This window comes from Enterobacter sp. Taxon_8 (genome assembly GCF_058354585.1).
The window spans coordinates 229,414-249,629 of record NZ_CM177989.1 but is presented as its reverse complement, the minus strand read 5'-3'; the positions used below and the strand labels follow the sequence as shown (position 1 = coordinate 249,629).

The following is a 20,216-nucleotide window of genomic DNA, read 5'->3' as shown; positions in this document are numbered from 1 at the left end:
CCTGCCCTGACAAATTTCATTTACATGCTAAATCTGATGTTCTTTAATTTCAATGTTAGGTTTATTTCTACGCTTTCGCTAGTAAACTGAGATACAGATAAATTAGACGAAAAGAGGGACACCGTGGACTCCATATTTTCTATTGGCATCCAGTCATTATGGGACGAATTGAGCCACATGCCAGTCGGAGGAGTCTGGTGGATTAATACGGACCGAAATGAAGATGCTATCAGCCTGGTTAACCAGACAATTGCTGCCCAGGATAAGGATTCCCGCGTGGCCGTCATTAGCATGGGCGAAGACCCGAAGAAAATTATCACGCTGGAAAACAATCGCGGGCCTCAGACGGTGCGATTATTTTCCATGACATCGGAAGCCGATAGTCTATACTTTTTGTCCCGCGACGTTCAGTGCTCTATTGATCCGGATCACCATTTGGTGATTCTTAAATGTGCAAATAACGTCCTGCAAAATATCCCTGCTGAAAAACTGTTGCCGTGGCTTGAAAAAATCAATAAATGGGCAAAATTTCAAAATTGCACGCTATTGATAGTCAATCCTGGCAGTAATAATGACAAGCTGTTCTCACTTTTAATGGGCGAATATCGCTCCCTGTTCGGTCTGGCAAGCGTTCGCGATCAGGTGGGTAGCTATCTCTACGATATTGCATTCTGGTGTAATGAAAAGGGCGTGAGTGCCAGGCAACAACTTACCCTGAAACATATTGAGGGCGAGTGGCACCTTGCACAGCAGGAAGAAACCGTGGTCCAACCGCGCAGTGATGAAAAACGCATTCTGAGCCATATCGCGGTTTTAGAGGGGGCACCCGCCCTGTCGGAAAACTGGACACTTTTTGAGTCTAACGAAGCCCTTTTCCATGAAGCCCGCACAACCCAGGCGGCGACCCTTATTTTCTCGCTGATGCAGAATAACCAGATTGAGACGCTGGCACGGCAAATCCACACCCTACGCCGCCAGCGCGGAAGCGCGTTAAAAATCATCGTGCGCGAAAATAATACCAGCCTGCGCGCCACCGATGAGCGCCTGCTTCTGGGCTGCGGCGCCAATATGGTTATTCCATGGAATGCGCCGCTGTCACGCTGCCTGACGCTTATCGAAAGCGTTCAGGGCCAGCAGTTTAGCCGCCACGTACCGGAAGATATTTCCACGCTGCTCTCCATGACGCAGCCGATGAAGCTGCGTGGGTACCAAAAATGGGATACCTTCTGCGACGCCGTGGGCAACATGATGAACAACACGCTTCTTCCTGCAGACGGAAAAGGGGTCATGGTTGCCCTGCGTCCTGTACCGGGTATTCGCGTTGAACAGGCTCTCACCCTCTGTCGCCCGAACCGTACAGGGGACATCATGACCATTGGCGATAATCGCCTGGTGCTGTTTTTGTCCTTCTGCCGGGTAAACGATCTCGATACGGCGCTCAACCACATCTTCCCCCTGCCTACAGGGGATATTTTCTCGAACCGTATGATTTGGTTCGAAGATAATACGATTAGCGCGGAGCTGGTGCAGATGCGTGCGCTCCAGCCTGAACAATGGGCCAAACCGCTCGCAATCAAGAGCGATGCCAAACCGATCCTCAATGCCAGACATGATGGACACGTCTGGCGTCGGGTTCCGGAACCCCTTCGCTTATTAACAGACAACGCGGAGAACGCATCATCATGAACATCAGCGATATCATACAACTGGTTATATTCTGTGCGCTGATCTTTTTCCCGCTTGGCTACTATGCGCGCCATTCCATACGCCGTATCCGTGATACGGCCAGAGTGCTGTTTATTAAACCTCGCTATGTAAAACCAGCCGGAACACTGACACGGGCATCACACGTCAAGGCAGACCGAAAACATGACTAATTCTACCTATACCGCTTCGTCACCCTCGCCGCTCTGGCAATACTGGCGCGGCCTTTCCGGCTGGAACTTCTACTTTCTGGTGAAGTTTGGTCTGCTGTGGGCAGGCTATCTGAATTTCCATCCCCTTCTCAACCTGGTGTTTATGGCCTTCCTGCTGATGCCGCTGCCGAATATCAGGCTGCATCGATTACGTCACTGGGTCGCCGTTCCTGTAGGCTTTGCGCTGTTCTGGCATGATACCTGGCTACCGGGGCCGGATAGCATTATGAGCCAGGGTTCGCAGGTGGCGGGCTTTAGCGCCAGCTATATCCTCGATCTGACCGAGCGCTTTATTAACTGGCAGATGATTGGTGCGGTATTTGTGCTGCTGGTTGCCTGGCTGTTCCTGTCACAGTGGATCCGCGTCACGGTGTTTGTCGTCGCGATTATGATCTGGCTTAACGTGCTGACGCTGGCTGGGCCGAACTTTTCGCTGTGGCCTGCCGGTCAACCGACCACCACGGTGACTACCACAGGGGGAAGCGCGGCGGCAACCGTCACAACGGCAGGCGATACGCCTGTAGTGGGCGATATCCCAACCCAGACCGCACCGCCGACCTCAACCAACCTGAACGCCTGGCTCTCCAGTTTCTATACCGCGGAAGACAAGCGACAGACTAAATTCCCGGATGCGCTGCCGGCGGATGCTCAGCCGTTTGAACTGCTGGTGATCAATATCTGCTCTCTCTCCTGGGCCGACGTGGACGCCGCCGGTTTGATGTCTCATCCGCTGTGGTCACACTTCGATATTCAGTTTAAAGATTTCAACTCTGCCACCTCGTACAGCGGCCCGGCGGCGATCCGCCTGCTGCGTGCTAGCTGCGGTCAGACATCTCATAAAAACCTGTATCAACCCGCCGGCAACCAGTGTTATCTGTTCGATAACCTCGCAAAGCTGGGCTTTACGCAGCATCTGATGCTGGGGCATAACGGCCAGTTCGGTAACTTCCTGAAAGAAGTACGCGAACAGGGTGGCATGCAGGCACCGCTGATGGATCAAACCGGCCTTCCTGTCTCTCTTCTGGGCTTCGACGGCTCGCCCGTCTATGACGATACCGCCGTCCTGCAGCGCTGGCTGCAGACCATCGGAAAAGACAGTAATCCACGCAGCGCGACGTTCTTTAACACCCTGCCGCTCCACGACGGTAACCATTTCCCGGGCGTGAGCAAAACGGCTGATTATAAAGTGCGTGCGCAGAAGTTCTTTGACGAGCTGGATGCGTTCTTCACGGAACTGGAAAAGTCAGGCCGTAAAGTGATGGTGGTAGTGGTACCTGAGCACGGCGGCGCGCTGAAAGGCGACAGAATGCAGGTGTCAGGTCTGCGTGATATCCCAAGCCCGTCGATTACCAACGTGCCTGCTGGCATTAAGTTCTTTGGTATGAAAGCACCCCATCAGGGCGCACCGATTGAAATCACCCAGCCCTCCAGCTATCTGGCGATTTCAGAACTGGTTGCCCGCGCCGTTGACGGGAAGCTGTTTGTGGAAGATAGCGTGAACTGGGAGCAGCTCACCAGCAACCTGCCGCAAACGGCAGAAGTCTCAGAGAACGCTAACGCGGTTGTCATTCAGTATCAGAACAAACCGTACGTTCGCCTGAACGGCGGAGATTGGGTACCGTATCCGCAGTAACTGATTTACGCCTCACCCTCTCCCCGTTGGGGAGAGGGGATAGTCAGTGCGTTATTATTGCGCTGAAATCCACACCAGCATTTTCAGACTAGCCGAATAGTAGTCGTCTTTAGCGGTGAATTCGGGTTCGCCGGAAGACTGCCCCATCGTTAAATCGCGTACAGCCAACAGGCCGCCTTCCATCATATAGGGCGCATATTCGTTGGTCGTGACGTTAACCCAGGCGGGCGTTTGTTCCCGGGGGAACTGACCGAACCAGGCCTTCCACGGCGTCAGCAGCGGACTTTGCTTATCAGACCAGGCAAGATACAGCGGAATACGAATCGCGTCATAGCTCATTCGCGGTGGCCAGCCTTTAGCAGGGGTCAGCTTGCCACCTGATGCCAGTGAAACCCAGTCAGTGGGCAGATTCGCTTTACCCGAGCCCATTTTCCCCAGCAGGCGTTTACCATCCTTAATCAAATCACGCCAGACCGGCAAATGACTGCGTCCGGCGAAGGCCTGCCAGGCCGGAAATACAAAATAGGAAGGATTGAGGACCACTTCACCGTCAAGCTTAAATCCCTGGACGCCGGGCAGCATCACGCGGTAACCCGCATAGCGGATCACGCTATGGGCAACCAGCGCTTTTGTAATGGCATCCGATGCGGCGCTGTAGCGTTTGTCATGCCAGCGGGCGTCGGCTTTAAGCAGCGCCCAGGCAATCAGCACGTCACCATCGGCGGCGTTGTTTTTGTCCGCGACCGGGTTGGACTCTGCGGGGTTATACCGCCAGTAAAAGAGACCATTCTCTTTGTTCTTCAGCTGGCTTTCCGTCCATTGCCAGAGCTTATCGAACGTGGCTTTATCGTCGTTGGCAACTGCCATCAGCATGGCAAAGCCCTGACCTTCCGTATGCGACACGCCACCATTGCCGGTATCGACAATGCGGCCTTCCGGTTTGAAAAAGCGGGCCTTGTAACTCTCCCAGGCCTGATCCGCCAGGGAGAGAGGCGAGAACAGCACACTCATCATGACGGCCAGCGTCGCGCAGACGGGTTTTCGCATAATTAACTCGATCCGGTTATTCGGCACTTCGCAGGGAAATCTCACCGCCCACCCAGGGTTTAATCGCGCCATCCTGTTCCAGGAGCAGCGCGCCCTGTGCGTCAATACCGCGGGAAGTTCCGTAGATCTCTTTATCACCAATCAGCAATTTCACCGGGCGGTTGATGAAGTTATCCAACTTTTCCCAACGAGACAGGAACGGTGCCAGCCCTTCCTGCTCAAAAAGCGTGAGTGAGCTACGCAACTCTTTAATCATACGCACGGCAAGGGTATTACGATCGATGACAATCCCCGCCTCCTGGAGGTTAGTCCAGGCCTGATTCACCACATCACTTTGTACATTGCGCATCACCATATTGAGGCCTGCGCCAATGACGATTTGCGCCGCGTCGCCCGTTTTCCCCGTCAGTTCGACCAGAATGCCGGCAAGTTTACGATCGTTGAGGTACAGGTCATTAGGCCATTTAACACGTACTTTATCCGCACCCAGATCGTGCAGCACTTCCGCCATGACGATGCCGATAACCAGACTCAAGCCAATGGCAGCGGCCGGGCCCTGATCGAGTCGCCAGTACATGGACAGATAGAGATTGGCACCAAAGGGGGAAAACCACTTGCGGCCACGACGACCGCGACCGGCCTGCTGATACTCAGCAACACAGGCATCGCCGGATTTCAGCTCAGGCAGACGATCCAGAAGATACTGGTTCGTCGAATCAATCACGGGTAGCACCGCCACATTGCCGTGTCCAATCTGGCTGCGAATCGCTTCTTCATTCAGCAATTGAATCGGCTCCGGCAGGCTGTAACCTTTTCCGGGAACCGTGAACACATCAACACCCCAGTCGCGAAGCGTCTGGATATGTTTATTGATAGCAGCACGGCTCATGCCAAGCTGTTCACCCAGCTGCTCGCCAGAATGAAACTCACCGTCAGCAAGGATGCTAATCAGGGTTAAGGGGATAGTATTGTCCTTCACGCGATAGTCTCCACGGCATTGACTTCACCTGTGCGGCCAATGAAGCGAACTTCTGGCTCCAGCCAGACGTTGAATTTTTCGCCCACACGCTGACGAACATAATGAGCCAGCTGTACAACATCATCGCTGGTCGCATCGCGTTGGTTAATCAGCACCAGAGCCTGATGTTGGTGAACGGCGGCACCGCCTACTGAAGTACCTTTTAGCTGGCATTGATCGATAAGCCACCCCGCGGCCAGCTTCACGCTGCCATCCGCCTGAGGGTAATGTGGCGCAGTTGGCCATCCTTCAAGAAGAATTTTTGCATTTTCGCTGCTGATAACCGGGTTTTTGAAGAAACTGCCAGCGTTTCCGTTAACTTTAGGATCGGGAAGCTTGGTCATCCGCATATGGCAAACTGAGTCAAAAACGTCGCGGGCGGTAACGGTAACCGGATCGAGACGCGTTAAATCTCCGTAGGTCAATACGGGCTGCCAGTTCTTCGACAGACGCAGCCCCACGGCGACAATCACGTAGCGATCCTGATATTCATGTTTGAAGATACTGTCACGATAGCCAAATCGGCACTGTTCTGCCGTTAAACGCTTAGCCGTTCCGGTCGCCAGTTCGATGCAGTCGACATACTCACAGACATGTTTCAGTTCGATGCCGTAGGCGCCAATGTTTTGAATAGGTGACGATCCGGCGCAGCCTGGAATAAGCGCAAGGTTTTCCAGGCCCGGCATCCCTTTTTCGAGGGTAAATTGCACCAGCTGATGCCAGTTTTCTCCGGCCCCCACGTGCAGGTGCCAGCTATCGGCACTCTCTGCAACATCAATTCCCATGATGCGGTTAACGATCACCGTTCCCGCAAAATCGTCGAGAAACAGGACATTACTTCCTTCGCCCAGAATCAGTACGGGTTCGTTATTTTCTGTTGCGCTTTGCCATGCATTCAGCAACTGCTGTGCGGTATCGGCACGTACAATGTTTTTAGCATTCCGTTGAATGCCAAAGGTATTCCAGGGCTTAAGGGAGTGGTTCATAGACGCTATCCTGATGCAAAAACGCAGGTAGTTTACCGTATAAGCAAGGTATTGGGGGATTAGTTTTGTGTAGCGCAGAAACGCAAAAAGGCCATCCTTTCGGATGGCCTCTTCACTTGTTTGATGCCTGGCAGTTCCCTACTCTCACATGGGGAGACCCCACACTACCATCGGCGCTACGGCGTTTCACTTCTGAGTTCGGCATGGGGTCAGGTGGGACCACCGCGCTAAAGCCGCCAGGCAAATTCTGTTAAATCTGTATCAGGCTGAAATTGATTGTTCTGTCTCTTCGCCAAAACATCTTCGGCGTTGTAAGGTTAAGCCTCACGGTTCATTAGTATCGGTTAGCTCAACGCATCGCTGCGCTTACACACCCGACCTATCAACGTCGTCGTCTTCAACGTTCCTTCAGGACCCTTAAAGGGTCAGGGAGAACTCATCTCGGGGCAAGTTTCGTGCTTAGATGCTTTCAGCACTTATCTTTTCCGCATTTAGCTACCGGGCAGTGCCATTGGCATGACAACCCGAACACCAGTGATGCGTCCACTCCGGTCCTCTCGTACTAGGAGCAGCCCCCCTCAATTCTCCAGCGCCCACGGCAGATAGGGACCGAACTGTCTCACGACGTTCTAAACCCAGCTCGCGTACCACTTTAAATGGCGAACAGCCATACCCTTGGGACCTACTTCAGCCCCAGGATGTGATGAGCCGACATCGAGGTGCCAAACACCGCCGTCGATATGAACTCTTGGGCGGTATCAGCCTGTTATCCCCGGAGTACCTTTTATCCGTTGAGCGATGGCCCTTCCATTCAGAACCACCGGATCACTATGACCTGCTTTCGCACCTGCTCGAGCCGTCACTCTCGCAGTCAAGCTAGCTTATGCCATTGCACTAACCTCCTGATGTCCGACCAGGATTAGCTAACCTTCGTGCTCCTCCGTTACTCTTTGGGAGGAGACCGCCCCAGTCAAACTACCCACCAGACACTGTCCGCAACCCGGATCACGGGTCTACGTTAGAACACCAGCCATTAAAGGGTGGTATTTCAAGGACGGCTCCACGCAGACTGGCGTCCACGCTTCAAAGCCTCCCACCTATCCTACACATCAAGGACCAGTGTTCAGTGTCAAGCTATAGTAAAGGTTCACGGGGTCTTTCCGTCTTGCCGCGGGTACACTGCATCTTCACAGCGAGTTCAATTTCACTGAGTCTCGGGTGGAGACAGCCTGGCCATCATTACGCCATTCGTGCAGGTCGGAACTTACCCGACAAGGAATTTCGCTACCTTAGGACCGTTATAGTTACGGCCGCCGTTTACCGGGGCTTCGATCAAGAGCTTCGCGTTGCCGCTAACCCCATCAATTAACCTTCCGGCACCGGGCAGGCGTCACACCGTATACGTCCACTTTCGTGTTTGCACAGTGCTGTGTTTTTAATAAACAGTTGCAGCCAGCTGGTATCTTCGACTGATTTCAGCTCCACCCGCAGGGGCTTCACCTACATATCAGCGTGCCTTCTCCCGAAGTTACGGCACCATTTTGCCTAGTTCCTTCACCCGAGTTCTCTCAAGCGCCTTGGTATTCTCTACCTGACCACCTGTGTCGGTTTGGGGTACGATTTGATGTTACCTGATGCTTAGAGGCTTTTCCTGGAAGCAGGGCATTTGTTACTTCAGCACCGTAGTGCCTCGTCATCACACCTCAGCGTTAATAAACGACCGGATTTACCTGGTCGTTCCGCCTACATGCTTAAACCGGGACAACCGTCGCCCGGCTAACATAGCCTTCTCCGTCCCCCCTTCGCAGTAACACCAAGTACAGGAATATTAACCTGTTTCCCATCGACTACGCCTTTCGGCCTCGCCTTAGGGGTCGACTCACCCTGCCCCGATTAACGTTGGACAGGAACCCTTGGTCTTCCGGCGAGCGGGCTTTTCACCCGCTTTATCGTTACTTATGTCAGCATTCGCACTTCTGATACCTCCAGCATGCCTCACAGCACACCTTCAACGGCTTACAGAACGCTCCCCTACCCAACAACGCATAAGCGTCGCTGCCGCAGCTTCGGTGCATGGTTTAGCCCCGTTACATCTTCCGCGCAGGCCGACTCGACCAGTGAGCTATTACGCTTTCTTTAAATGATGGCTGCTTCTAAGCCAACATCCTGGCTGTCTGTGCCTTCCCACATCGTTTCCCACTTAACCATGACTTTGGGACCTTAGCTGGCGGTCTGGGTTGTTTCCCTCTTCACGACGGACGTTAGCACCCGCCGTGTGTCTCCCGTGATAACATTCTTCGGTATTCGTAGTTTGCATCGGGTTGGTAAGCCGGGATGGCCCCCTAGCCGAAACAGTGCTCTACCCCCGAAGATGAGTTCACGAGGCGCTACCTAAATAGCTTTCGGGGAGAACCAGCTATCTCCCGGTTTGATTGGCCTTTCACCCCCAGCCACAAGTCATCCGCTAATTTTTCAACATTAGTCGGTTCGGTCCTCCAGTTAGTGTTACCCAACCTTCAACCTGCCCATGGCTAGATCACCGGGTTTCGGGTCTATACCCTGCAACTTAACGCCCAGTTAAGACTCGGTTTCCCTTCGGCTCCCCTATACGGTTAACCTTGCTACAGAATATAAGTCGCTGACCCATTATACAAAAGGTACGCAGTCACACCACGAAGGTGCTCCCACTGCTTGTACGTACACGGTTTCAGGTTCTTTTTCACTCCCCTCGCCGGGGTTCTTTTCGCCTTTCCCTCACGGTACTGGTTCACTATCGGTCAGTCAGGAGTATTTAGCCTTGGAGGATGGTCCCCCCATATTCAGACAGGATACCACGTGTCCCGCCCTACTCTTCGAGTTCACAGCCTGTGTGCTTTCGTGTACGGGACTGTCACCCTGTACCGTGCGACTTTCCAGACGCTTCCACTAACACACAAGCTGATTCAGACTCTGGGCTGCTCCCCGTTCGCTCGCCGCTACTGGGGGAATCTCGGTTGATTTCTTTTCCTCGGGGTACTTAGATGTTTCAGTTCCCCCGGTTCGCCTCGTTAACCTATGTATTCAGTTAACGATAGTGCAACGAATTGCACTGGGTTTCCCCATTCGGACATCGCCGGGTCAAAGGTTCATATCACCTCGCCGGCGCTTTTCGCAGATTAGCACGTCCTTCATCGCCTCTGACTGCCAGGGCATCCACCGTGTACGCTTAGTCGCTTAACCTCACAACCCGAAGATGTTTCACTTCTGATTGCGAAAATTTGAGAGACTCGAACACACCATTAAAGATGTGTCGTTTCAATTTTCAGCTTGATCCAGATTTTTAAAGAGCAAAACTTCTTAATGCACTCAAAAGTACATTCAGAAGTTCATCATTCATCAGACAATCTGTGTGAGCACTGCAAAGGCAGGTTCTTTAAGGTAAGGAGGTGATCCAACCGCAGGTTCCCCTACGGTTACCTTGTTACGACTTCACCCCAGTCATGAATCACAAAGTGGTAAGCGCCCTCCCGAAGGTTAAGCTACCTACTTCTTTTGCAACCCACTCCCATGGTGTGACGGGCGGTGTGTACAAGGCCCGGGAACGTATTCACCGTAGCATTCTGATCTACGATTACTAGCGATTCCGACTTCATGGAGTCGAGTTGCAGACTCCAATCCGGACTACGACGCACTTTATGAGGTCCGCTTGCTCTCGCGAGGTCGCTTCTCTTTGTATGCGCCATTGTAGCACGTGTGTAGCCCTACTCGTAAGGGCCATGATGACTTGACGTCATCCCCACCTTCCTCCAGTTTATCACTGGCAGTCTCCTTTGAGTTCCCGGCCTAACCGCTGGCAACAAAGGATAAGGGTTGCGCTCGTTGCGGGACTTAACCCAACATTTCACAACACGAGCTGACGACAGCCATGCAGCACCTGTCTCAGAGTTCCCGAAGGCACCAAAGCATCTCTGCTAAGTTCTCTGGATGTCAAGAGTAGGTAAGGTTCTTCGCGTTGCATCGAATTAAACCACATGCTCCACCGCTTGTGCGGGCCCCCGTCAATTCATTTGAGTTTTAACCTTGCGGCCGTACTCCCCAGGCGGTCGACTTAACGCGTTAGCTCCGGAAGCCACGCCTCAAGGGCACAACCTCCAAGTCGACATCGTTTACGGCGTGGACTACCAGGGTATCTAATCCTGTTTGCTCCCCACGCTTTCGCACCTGAGCGTCAGTCTTTGTCCAGGGGGCCGCCTTCGCCACCGGTATTCCTCCAGATCTCTACGCATTTCACCGCTACACCTGGAATTCTACCCCCCTCTACAAGACTCTAGCCTGCCAGTTTCGAATGCAGTTCCCAGGTTGAGCCCGGGGATTTCACATCCGACTTGACAGACCGCCTGCGTGCGCTTTACGCCCAGTAATTCCGATTAACGCTTGCACCCTCCGTATTACCGCGGCTGCTGGCACGGAGTTAGCCGGTGCTTCTTCTGCGGGTAACGTCAATCGCTGTGGTTATTAACCACAACGCCTTCCTCCCCGCTGAAAGTACTTTACAACCCGAAGGCCTTCTTCATACACGCGGCATGGCTGCATCAGGCTTGCGCCCATTGTGCAATATTCCCCACTGCTGCCTCCCGTAGGAGTCTGGACCGTGTCTCAGTTCCAGTGTGGCTGGTCATCCTCTCAGACCAGCTAGGGATCGTCGCCTAGGTGAGCCGTTACCCCACCTACTAGCTAATCCCATCTGGGCACATCTGATGGCAAGAGGCCCGAAGGTCCCCCTCTTTGGTCTTGCGACGTTATGCGGTATTAGCTACCGTTTCCAGTAGTTATCCCCCTCCATCAGGCAGTTTCCCAGACATTACTCACCCGTCCGCCGCTCGCCGGCAAAGTAGCAAGCTACTTTCCGCTGCCGCTCGACTTGCATGTGTTAGGCCTGCCGCCAGCGTTCAATCTGAGCCATGATCAAACTCTTCAATTTAAGTTTGATGCTCGTGAATTAAACTTCGTAATGAATTACGCATGTTCACTCAGAGACTTGGTATTCATTTATTGTCCGAAGACATTAAGAATCCATGTCACTTTGAGTGCCCACACAGATTGTCTGATAAATTGTTAAAGAGCAGTGCAACTGCGGCTTTCGCTCACCGTTGCGAGGTGGCGTATATTACGCTTTCCTCTTTCAGAGTCAACCCGTTATTTCAGGATTTTTTCTCTTCAACCGACCGGGCTGTTTGTGAAGTGATTCACATCCGCCGTGTCGATGGAGGCGCATTATAGGGAGTTCGCGAACGACCGCAACCGAAAAGTTGCAAAAAAATGACTGACTGCTGCATTCCCCAGCAAAACCCCGCCTTATACCCTTTTATGCACAAAGTTATCCACAGTGATGCGAAAAAGTGAAAATGTGCGAGCGTTGCGCAAACGTTTTCGTTAAAATGCTCGCGCTTAACAAGGATGCCTCGTCAGGTGTGTTAGATGAGTTTTTCGCAGGAAATTCATCTAACGCTCTCTGTAATCGTGAAATCCAGGGGATTTACCATGCAACAACGTCGTCCAGTCCGCCGCGCTCTGCTCAGTGTTTCTGATAAAGCCGGTATCGTCGAATTCGCTCAGGCACTTTCTGCACGCGGTGTAGAACTGCTTTCTACAGGCGGTACCGCTCGCCTGTTAGCAGATAAAGGTCTGCCGGTAACCGAAGTGTCCGATTACACCGGTTTCCCGGAAATGATGGATGGACGCGTCAAAACCCTGCATCCGAAAGTCCACGGCGGTATTCTTGGCCGTCGCGGCCAGGACGACGCCATTATGGAACAGCACGACATCGCGCCGATCGATATGGTTGTCGTTAACCTCTACCCGTTTGCCCAGACCGTTGCCCGCGAAGGCTGCTCTCTGGAAGATGCCGTAGAGAATATTGATATTGGCGGCCCAACCATGGTGCGCTCAGCAGCCAAGAACCATAAAGATGTGGCTATCGTGGTGAAGAGCAGCGATTACGAGACCATTATTAATGAGATGGATGCCAACGAAGGGTCGCTGACTCTGGATACCCGTTTCGACCTCGCCATTAAAGCTTTCGAGCACACCGCAGCGTATGACAGCATGATCGCCAACTACTTCGGTAGCCTGGTGCCGGCTTACCACGGTGAAAGCAAAGATCCTTCTGGCCGCTTCCCGCGTACCCTGAATCTGAACTTCATTAAGAAACAAGATATGCGTTACGGTGAGAACAGCCACCAGCAGGCTGCCTTCTATATAGAAGAAGAGGTAAAAGAAGCCTCTGTTGCGACCGCTCAGCAGGTTCAGGGCAAAGCGCTCTCCTATAACAACATTGCCGACACCGACGCGGCGCTGGAATGCGTGAAAGAGTTCAGCGAGCCGGCCTGCGTTATCGTCAAGCACGCCAACCCATGCGGCGTGGCGGTAAGCACCTCTATTCTGGATGCCTACGATCGCGCCTACAAAACCGACCCGACCTCCGCGTTCGGCGGCATTATCGCCTTCAACCGCGAACTGGATGCTGAAACCGCACAGGCCATTATCTCCCGCCAGTTTGTCGAAGTGATTATCGCGCCATCGGCCTCCGAAGAAGCGCTGAAAATCACCGCGGCAAAACAGAACGTGCGCGTACTGATTTGCGGCCAGTGGGCAGAACGCGTGCCGGGCCTGGACTTCAAACGCGTAAACGGCGGCCTGCTGGTTCAGGACCGCGATCTGGGCATGGTGACAAAAGCCGACCTGCGCGTGGTGACCAAACGCCAGCCGACCGAACAGGAACTGCGTGACGCGCTGTTCTGCTGGAAAGTGGCGAAGTTCGTAAAATCCAACGCCATCGTCTATGCGAAAGAGAACATGACTATCGGGATAGGCGCAGGCCAGATGAGCCGCGTTTACTCTGCGAAAATCGCGGGTATTAAAGCAGGTGACGAAGGTCTGGAAGTCAAAGGCTCCGCCATGGCCTCTGACGCCTTCTTCCCGTTCCGTGACGGTATCGACGCCGCAGCCGCTGTGGGCATCACCTGCGTGATCCAGCCAGGCGGTTCAATCCGCGACGACGAAGTGATTGCCGCTGCCGACGAACACGGCATCGCGATGATCTTCACCGACATGCGCCACTTCCGCCATTAATTCCCGGAGCTGAAAATGAAAGTATTAGTGATTGGTAACGGCGGACGCGAGCACGCGCTGGCGTGGAAAGCGGCGCAGTCTCCGCTGGTGAAAACGGTCTTCGTGGCACCGGGCAACGCCGGTACCGCACTGGAACCCGCGCTGCAGAACGTGGCTATCGGCGTGACCGACATTCCGGCGCTGCTGAGTTTTGCCCAGAGCGAGAAAATCGACCTGACCATCGTCGGCCCGGAAGCGCCGCTGGTGATTGGCGTGGTGGATGCGTTCCGCGCAGCGGGCCTGAAAATTTTCGGCCCAACGGAAGGCGCCGCGCAGCTGGAAGGCTCCAAAGCCTTCACCAAAGATTTCCTCGCGCGTCATAACATCCCGACGGCGGAATATCAGAATTTCACTGAAGTGGAGCCTGCTCTGGCCTACTTACGTGAGAAAGGCGCGCCGATTGTTATCAAGGCCGACGGTCTGGCCGCCGGTAAAGGCGTGATCGTCGCGATGACGCTCGACGAAGCCGAAGCCGCAGTTCAGGATATGCTGGCGGGCAATGCTTTCGGTGATGCGGGCCACCGCATCGTGATCGAAGAGTTCCTCGACGGTGAAGAAGCAAGCTTCATCGTGATGGTCGACGGTGAGCACGTTCTGCCGATGGCCACCAGCCAGGACCACAAGCGTGTGGGCAATGGCGATACCGGCCCGAATACCGGTGGAATGGGGGCTTACTCCCCCGCTCCGGTAGTGACTGACGAAGTTCACCAGCGCACCATGGATCGCATCATCTGGCCTACCGTGAAGGGAATGGCGGCAGAAGGTAATACCTACACCGGTTTCCTTTACGCAGGTCTGATGATCGACAAGCAGGGTAACCCTAAGGTCATCGAATTCAACTGCCGTTTTGGCGATCCGGAAACGCAGCCAATCATGCTGCGCATGAAATCCGATCTGGTGGATCTGTGCCTGGCAGCCTGCGATGGCAAGCTGGACGAGAAAACCTCCGAGTGGGACGAGCGTGCGTCTCTCGGCGTGGTGATTGCTGCGGGTGGTTATCCGGGCAACTACAGCACCGGTGATGAAATCCACGGCCTGCCGCTGGAAGAGATTGAAGGTGCGAAGGTGTTCCACGCCGGTACGAAGCTGGCTGGCGACGATCGCGTCCTCACCAACGGCGGCCGCGTGCTGTGTGCAACCGCGCTGGGCCATACCGTGGCAGAAGCGCAGAAACGCGCCTATGCGCTGATGGCAGATATTCACTGGAACGGTAGCTTTAGCCGTCAGGATATCGGTTATCGCGCGATTGCGCGCGAGCAGGGGGAGTAACGGAACCGTCTGTTCCCCCTCACCCTGACCCTCTCCCTCAAGGGAGAGGGGATTTACCTCAGAAACTCTTCTCAGTCGGCTGCCAGGTGCAGAAGTCTTCGTTCGCCACCAGCAGCAGCTGAGAGCCTTCCGGCGCCTCAAGCCACGCCACACTCACTTCCATTGATGAATGACGCTGACGGCGTTGAATGTGTTCGGTTGCCCAGGATTCGAGCTCAGGCTTGACCGTCTGTCCTTCACAGGTTGTCACCGACCCATCGGCATGCCAGCGCCCCTGGCGCAGCACAACGCGCCCCAGACGAAGCGCATCGCTGGTCTGGCGGATTTGTTCGGCACGGTAACGGTAGAGGGCAATTTGATCGCTGGAAAGCTGCTGTTTTTGACCGCTGACTTCGCGCTGCATAAAGCTCAGCTCGCCATGGTCGTCAAAACGCACTTTCACGTGTTCGGGGGTTTTGCTGTAGACGTTCAGTTCAATCAGCGACAGGTCATCTCCCTGCCAGCGATATTCCGCAGTCGACGTATTGCCGTTATGCCACGGGCTGAAGGCAGAAAGCAGATGAACTTCGCCGCCGGAATCTTTGCGCCAGACCCTAACCGCGCCCTGGTTGTCCGCGTAACCGCTGGCGGTAAACGGCGGCAGGGAGGTGTCGTGGCTACAGGCTGACAGCAGCAGCATGCCTGCCAGCGCGAGCGTTCCACGCCAGAAAGACAAAAGGGGCGTTACCGCCCCTTCGCTAAAACTGTTCACTGCCACGCGTCTTACTTAACAGCGTCTTTCAGTGCTTTACCAGAAACAAATGCCGGCACGTTAGCTGCGGCGATTTTGATTTCTTTACCGGTCTGCGGGTTGCGGCCAGTACGCTCAGCGCGGTGGTTCACTTTGAAGGTACCGAAACCAACCAGTTGTACAGCATCACCTTCTTTCAGAGACTCAGTAATAGCAGCCAGGGTAGATTCCAGAGCAGCTTTAGCCTGCACTTTAGACAGATCAGCCTTGTCCGCAATTACATCAATCAGTTGAGTCTTGTTCATAAGTTATCCTTTCAATGTGTTTATCGCTTGCTAAGCATCGAGTGCGACGAAAATGCCAAAAAAGCACTCTCCTGCATACACGCACCGATAGCCACTTTTTTTCGCCCCCCAAATGTAGACCAGACAAGGGGCGAAAGGGAAGAGTCGAGGAGCGACAAAACGGGCGTTATCTCAAGATTTATTGTCTCATTGGTTAAAAATTATACCAATATTGCTCTCGCCAGCCTCTCGTAAGTCAGCGCGCAGCCCTTTTATCAGCTCAATATCGCGTTCTTCACACTCTGCTAACAGGCGGAAAATTTCCCACTGAATGTCCCATTCTTGCTCAACCGCCGGGTTCGCACGCAGCTCTTCGTCGGTCATTTCCCGACCTTCCTGGGTCATTTCCAGCATCGCGACGGTCGTAATAGATGCCTTACTGACTTCAATAGCGTGCTCCAGCGTTTCACCGCTCAGTCGGGAGTGCAGCAGTTCGCTTAACGCCACGCAGGCATCAATTGCCGGGTAGACGCCGTACAGGTCAAAATCATCCGCCACCGGAATCGCCTCTTCCAGCTTTTCGAGCTGAGAGTCGAAATTCACCTTCGCGTCTTTCACCGTCAGCGTTTCCCAGATCAGATCCAGAATGCGGCGGTAGATATGGCCATCACCAAAACCCGTCTGCTTGCAGAACGCGGCATAGTTGGGATACATGCGCTCGCACAGGCAAGCCATAAAGGTGACGTGCTGCCAGCTTTCCAGCTTTTCAAGGCGCAGGTGAATTGGGTTTTGTAGCATGATGATCTCTCGAATCGAAAATTAGGCGCAGTTTACCTGAATCATCGCTGAATTTCCTGCCAACGAACAAAAGCCGGACGTGAAGACGCCACGGCGTCTGCCCAGCGCGTCGGCTCCGGCAAGCGGTAGCCCTTCATGCAGCGCTGCACCCACGCGAGGGCGCTGTCCATGCTCACACGGTGCCCGGTAGCGATAAAGAGCGGGTTACAGCGTGCCTTGCTGCGCCAGACCCACGCCAGCTGCTCGCCTTTATGGATGAGCGGCGCCAGCGCACCCGGCTCGGATGAAAGAGGTTCAAACGCGCCGCACAGGCGTTTCTTGGCGACGCCAATGGTCGGCACATCCACCAGCAGCCCAAAATGACTGGCAACGCCTAAACGACGCGGGTGTGAGATCCCGTGCCCATCGACAAACAGCAGGTCAGGTTTTTGCGAAAGCTGCTCCCACGCTGCCAGCAGCGCGGGATATTCGCGGAAGGAGAGAAAGCCCGGAATGTACGGCATGGTGGTCGCGATACGCGCGACCTTGTACTCCACCAGCTCAAGCGAAGGGTATTTCAGTACCACCATCGCCGCTCGCGTCACGTCCCCACCCTGCTCGAATCCGACGTCTGCTCCGCCAATGTACTGCGGAGGGTCCTTATCCAGACGATCCTCGCGGATCACCGATGAGGCCAGTTCGATTTGTTGAGCGCGTAGCGACGCGAGATCCATAACGACTCCTTACTTGTGATACTGGGCAGAAAGCCGATGCACCGCCTCCACAAATACGCCTGCGTGTTCTGGCGGCACATCCTGATGAATGCCGTGGCCGAGGTTAAAGACGTGGCCTTCCCCCTGGCCGAAACCAGACAGTATAGTCGACACTTCTTCTTCAATGCGGGCTGGCGGCGCATAAAGCATGGACGGGTCCATATTGCCCTGCAGCGCTACTTTGTCGCCCACGCGACGACGCGCATCGGCAATATCGGTGGTCCAGTCGAGACCCAGCGCGTCGCAGCCGGTTGCCGCCATCGCTTCCAGCCACTGGCCGCCACCTTTGGTGAACAGCGTCACCGGCACGCGGCGACCTTCGTTTTCACGCAGCAGGCCATCAACGATTTTATGCATGTAATACAGGGAGAACTGCTGATAATCGCGCCCGGTCAGCACGCCGCCCCAGGTATCGAAAATCATCACCGACTGCGCGCCCGCCTTAATCTGCGCGTTCAGATAGAGCGTAACGCTCTTCGCCAGCTTGTCGAGCAGCGCATGCAGGGCCAGCGGCTCGGCGTACATCATCTTTTTAATCATGGTGAAGGCTTTGCTGCTGCCCCCTTCCACCATATAGGTCGCCAGCGTCCACGGGCTGCCTGAGAAGCCAATCAGCGGCACTTCACCTTTCAGCTCGCGGCGAATGGTGCGCACGGCGTTCATCACGTAGCCCAGTTCGCCTTCCGGATCGGGGATCGGCAGCTTGTCCACGTCGGCTTTGCTTTTGATCGGAGAGGTGAAACGCGGACCTTCACCGGTTTCGAAGTACAGGCCAAGGCCCATCGCATCCGGAATGGTCAGAATATCCGAGAAGAGGATCGCCGCATCCAGCGGGAAGCGGCGCAGCGGCTGGAGCGTCACTTCACAGGCCAGCTCGGCGTTTTTGCAAAGCGACATAAAATCGCCCGCCTGCGCGCGCGTGGCTTTGTACTCTGGCAGATAGCGTCCCGCCTGGCGCATCATCCACACCGGGGTGACATCAACGGGCTGGCGCAGCAGCGCACGCAGATAACGATCGTTCTTCAGTTCGGTCATTTTTGCAGTTCCTTAAGCGTCATGGCCTCAGTGTAACACTACTCATACTCGGCCCGACACATCGCCACGGTATCTTCTATCAGCCGACGCGCCACGGTGCCCGGCGGAGGTAACAGGGGTAAATCGTCGTAGCGATACCAGTTCGCGTCCAGCAGCTCTTTCTGATCGATAACGATCTCGCCGCTGTCATAGTCGGCCATAAAGGCCGTCATCAGCGACTGCGGGAACGGCCACGGCTGGGAGGTGACGTAGCGCAAGTTCTTCACTTTGATCCCGCTCTCTTCCATCACCTCGCGCGCCACTGCCTGCTCCAGCGTTTCGCCCACCTCGACGAACCCGGCCAGCACGGTATGAATGCCGTTGCGATGGCGGGTATGCTGTGCAAGCAAAATAGAGTCATCCCGACGGATAGCGACGATAATGCACGGCGCAATTTGTGGGTAATAACGTTCGCGGCAGTGGCTGCAGAGCATCGCCCACTCGGTTTTACTCGGGTGCATGGTATGGCCGCAATAGCCGCAGTATTTGTGCGAGCGGTAAAACTCCGCCAGCTGCACGCCCCGCCCCGCCAGCTGGAACAGGCCTACGTCCAGATCCAACACCTGGCGAACGGATCCCATATCCTGACGACGCGCTTGCTGGATCAACCACACGGGCTCACCCTGCCACTCGCCGATCTCTAGCGCAGGCTGGCCCACGAGATCGAACGTTTCCGCCGCACCGTAGGGCAGTTCTCCACCGGGCAACCATAATTTTTGTTCGTGGCTGACGATCCACCAACCCAGATCTGATTTTTCAATAATACGATCCATATCTATTGCACTACCTTCGCTTCACTGACATGTTGTTAGCATTGTGGTTACATTCTGGATGAGCAGATTCAATCCTACACTTTGCGGAGTCGACCATGTTAAACCAGCTAGAAAGCCTGACTGAGCGCGTTAGAGGAAGTAACAAACTGGTGGATCGCTGGCTGCATGTGCGCAAGCATCTACTCGTGGCTTATTACAATCTGGTCGGCATTAAGCCTGGCAAAGAATCGTTTATGCGACTGAACGAAAAAGCGCTGGATGATTTTTGTCAGGGCCTGGTCGACTATCTGTCCGACGGCCATTTCAATATTTATGAACGCATTATCCGCGAAATGGAAGGGACAACGCCGTATTTAGCGGCCAGCAAGCTCTATCCGCTGCTGGAAGCCAATACCCAGCAGATCATGGATTACTACGATTCCACGCTTGAGAACGCCATCGATCACGATAACTATCTTGAGTTCCAGCAGGCGCTATCCGACCTCGGCGAAGCGCTGGAGGAGCGATTCACGCTGGAAGACAAGCTGATCTCTCTCGCCCTGGACAATGATTTGAACATCAGTAACGAAGAGAACGTCGCGCGCCCTGCTTGAGTTCTTAATCGTTAACGAGTAATTTACAACCATTCGCCCCTCTCACGAGGGGGATTTTTCTTGTCGGAGTGCCCAGAGCGAAAGCCGGGCTGAGACCGTTAATTCGGGATCCGCGGAACCTGATCAGGCTAATACCTGCGAAGGGAACAAGAGTCACACTGCTGTTGTATCGCCCCCCGGGCGATCCTCTCTTG

Annotated in this window: 15 protein-coding genes, 3 rRNA genes and 1 riboswitch; of the genes, 6 read left to right on the top strand and 12 right to left on the bottom strand. The window is 54.4% G+C overall.

Translation table 11 applies throughout. From position 1 onward, the window contains the following. Window positions 1–123: 123 nt before the first annotated feature. Genes bcsE through bcsG form a run of 3 tightly spaced genes read left to right on the top strand, consistent with a single transcriptional unit; the run spans window position 124 to window position 3,549 of the window. Window positions 124–1,686, top strand: coding sequence for a cellulose biosynthesis c-di-GMP-binding protein BcsE (gene bcsE / locus AC4IBF_RS01150; RefSeq protein WP_136195976.1), 1,563 nt, complete (start codon window positions 124–126; stop codon window positions 1,684–1,686). Next, window positions 1,680–1,877 carry a cellulose biosynthesis protein BcsF gene (bcsF, locus tag AC4IBF_RS01145; RefSeq protein ID WP_024908822.1) on the top strand — a complete coding sequence of 66 codons (198 nt, stop codon included), beginning with the start codon at window positions 1,680–1,682 and terminating at the stop codon, window positions 1,875–1,877. Before bcsE ends, bcsF begins: the two co-directional genes overlap by 7 nt. Then, complete coding sequence (bcsG, locus tag AC4IBF_RS01140; protein WP_252093640.1) at window positions 1,870–3,549, top strand: cellulose biosynthesis protein BcsG; 1,680 nt, start codon at window positions 1,870–1,872, stop codon at window positions 3,547–3,549. Before bcsF ends, bcsG begins: the two co-directional genes overlap by 8 nt. Before the next feature lie 54 nt (window positions 3,550–3,603). On the opposite strand, the gene AC4IBF_RS01135 is transcribed toward bcsG, so the two are convergent. From AC4IBF_RS01135 to AC4IBF_RS01110, 6 genes are all read right to left on the bottom strand, one after another. After that, window positions 3,604–4,596, bottom strand: coding sequence for a family 8 glycosyl hydrolase (locus AC4IBF_RS01135; RefSeq protein WP_248175431.1), 993 nt, complete (start codon window positions 4,594–4,596; stop codon window positions 3,604–3,606). A 16-nt stretch (window positions 4,597–4,612) separates the two neighbouring features. Then, window positions 4,613–5,575, bottom strand: a complete 963-nt coding sequence (gene birA / locus AC4IBF_RS01130; RefSeq protein ID WP_127732572.1) for a bifunctional biotin--[acetyl-CoA-carboxylase] ligase/biotin operon repressor BirA — start codon at window positions 5,573–5,575, stop codon at window positions 4,613–4,615. Then, window positions 5,572–6,600 (bottom strand): UDP-N-acetylmuramate dehydrogenase, encoded by a 1,029-nt coding sequence (murB, locus tag AC4IBF_RS01125; protein ID WP_325848810.1) that lies wholly within the window; start codon window positions 6,598–6,600, stop codon window positions 5,572–5,574. The genes birA and murB overlap by 4 nt, the downstream gene beginning before the upstream one ends. A gap of 125 nt (window positions 6,601–6,725) precedes the next feature. Then, window positions 6,726–6,841: ribosomal RNA gene (gene rrf, locus AC4IBF_RS01120) — 5S ribosomal RNA — on the bottom strand. A gap of 72 nt (window positions 6,842–6,913) precedes the next feature. Continuing rightward, window positions 6,914–9,819, bottom strand: a 23S ribosomal RNA gene (locus tag AC4IBF_RS01115). A 199-nt stretch (window positions 9,820–10,018) separates the two neighbouring features. Next, window positions 10,019–11,560: ribosomal RNA gene (locus AC4IBF_RS01110) — 16S ribosomal RNA — on the bottom strand. The 16S, 23S and 5S rRNA genes sit together here, the layout of an rRNA operon. Before the next feature lie 560 nt (window positions 11,561–12,120). On the opposite strand from AC4IBF_RS01110, the gene purH reads away from it, so the two are divergent. Both purH and purD read left to right on the top strand, forming a co-directional pair. Beyond that, window positions 12,121–13,710 (top strand): bifunctional phosphoribosylaminoimidazolecarboxamide formyltransferase/IMP cyclohydrolase, encoded by a 1,590-nt coding sequence (gene purH, locus AC4IBF_RS01105; RefSeq protein WP_127729212.1) that lies wholly within the window; start codon window positions 12,121–12,123, stop codon window positions 13,708–13,710. A gap of 15 nt (window positions 13,711–13,725) precedes the next feature. Then, complete coding sequence (gene purD, locus AC4IBF_RS01100; protein WP_252093700.1) at window positions 13,726–15,018, top strand: phosphoribosylamine--glycine ligase; 1,293 nt, start codon at window positions 13,726–13,728, stop codon at window positions 15,016–15,018. A gap of 58 nt (window positions 15,019–15,076) precedes the next feature. Here the strand turns inward: purD and AC4IBF_RS01095 are convergent, their stop codons facing one another. From AC4IBF_RS01095 to nudC, 6 genes are all read right to left on the bottom strand, one after another. Beyond that, a complete protein-coding gene (locus tag AC4IBF_RS01095) occupies window positions 15,077–15,769 on the bottom strand; it encodes a DUF1481 domain-containing protein (protein ID WP_115877041.1) in 693 nt (230 codons plus the stop codon). Between the two features lie 11 nt (window positions 15,770–15,780). Continuing rightward, the gene (gene hupA / locus AC4IBF_RS01090) at window positions 15,781–16,053 is read right to left on the bottom strand and encodes a nucleoid-associated protein HU-alpha (protein WP_002445246.1); all 273 of its coding nucleotides are present in this window, start codon (window positions 16,051–16,053) and stop codon (window positions 15,781–15,783) included. A 186-nt stretch (window positions 16,054–16,239) separates the two neighbouring features. Next, window positions 16,240–16,830 carry a YjaG family protein gene (locus AC4IBF_RS01085; protein WP_008503468.1) on the bottom strand — a complete coding sequence of 197 codons (591 nt, stop codon included), beginning with the start codon at window positions 16,828–16,830 and terminating at the stop codon, window positions 16,240–16,242. A gap of 41 nt (window positions 16,831–16,871) precedes the next feature. After that, window positions 16,872–17,543 (bottom strand): deoxyribonuclease V, encoded by a 672-nt coding sequence (nfi, locus tag AC4IBF_RS01080; RefSeq protein WP_025910411.1) that lies wholly within the window; start codon window positions 17,541–17,543, stop codon window positions 16,872–16,874. Between the two features lie 9 nt (window positions 17,544–17,552). After that, window positions 17,553–18,617 carry a uroporphyrinogen decarboxylase gene (gene hemE, locus AC4IBF_RS01075; protein WP_029742041.1) on the bottom strand — a complete coding sequence of 355 codons (1,065 nt, stop codon included), beginning with the start codon at window positions 18,615–18,617 and terminating at the stop codon, window positions 17,553–17,555. A 38-nt stretch (window positions 18,618–18,655) separates the two neighbouring features. Further along, the gene (gene nudC / locus AC4IBF_RS01070) at window positions 18,656–19,429 is read right to left on the bottom strand and encodes an NAD(+) diphosphatase (RefSeq protein WP_143344510.1); all 774 of its coding nucleotides are present in this window, start codon (window positions 19,427–19,429) and stop codon (window positions 18,656–18,658) included. Window positions 19,430–19,524: 95 nt separating this feature from the next. On the opposite strand from nudC, the gene rsd reads away from it, so the two are divergent. Continuing rightward, the gene (gene rsd / locus AC4IBF_RS01065) at window positions 19,525–20,022 is read left to right on the top strand and encodes a sigma D regulator (protein WP_143344509.1); all 498 of its coding nucleotides are present in this window, start codon (window positions 19,525–19,527) and stop codon (window positions 20,020–20,022) included. A 54-nt stretch (window positions 20,023–20,076) separates the two neighbouring features. Beyond that, a riboswitch (TPP riboswitch) is annotated at window positions 20,077–20,185 on the top strand. Window positions 20,186–20,216 lie beyond the last annotated feature (31 nt).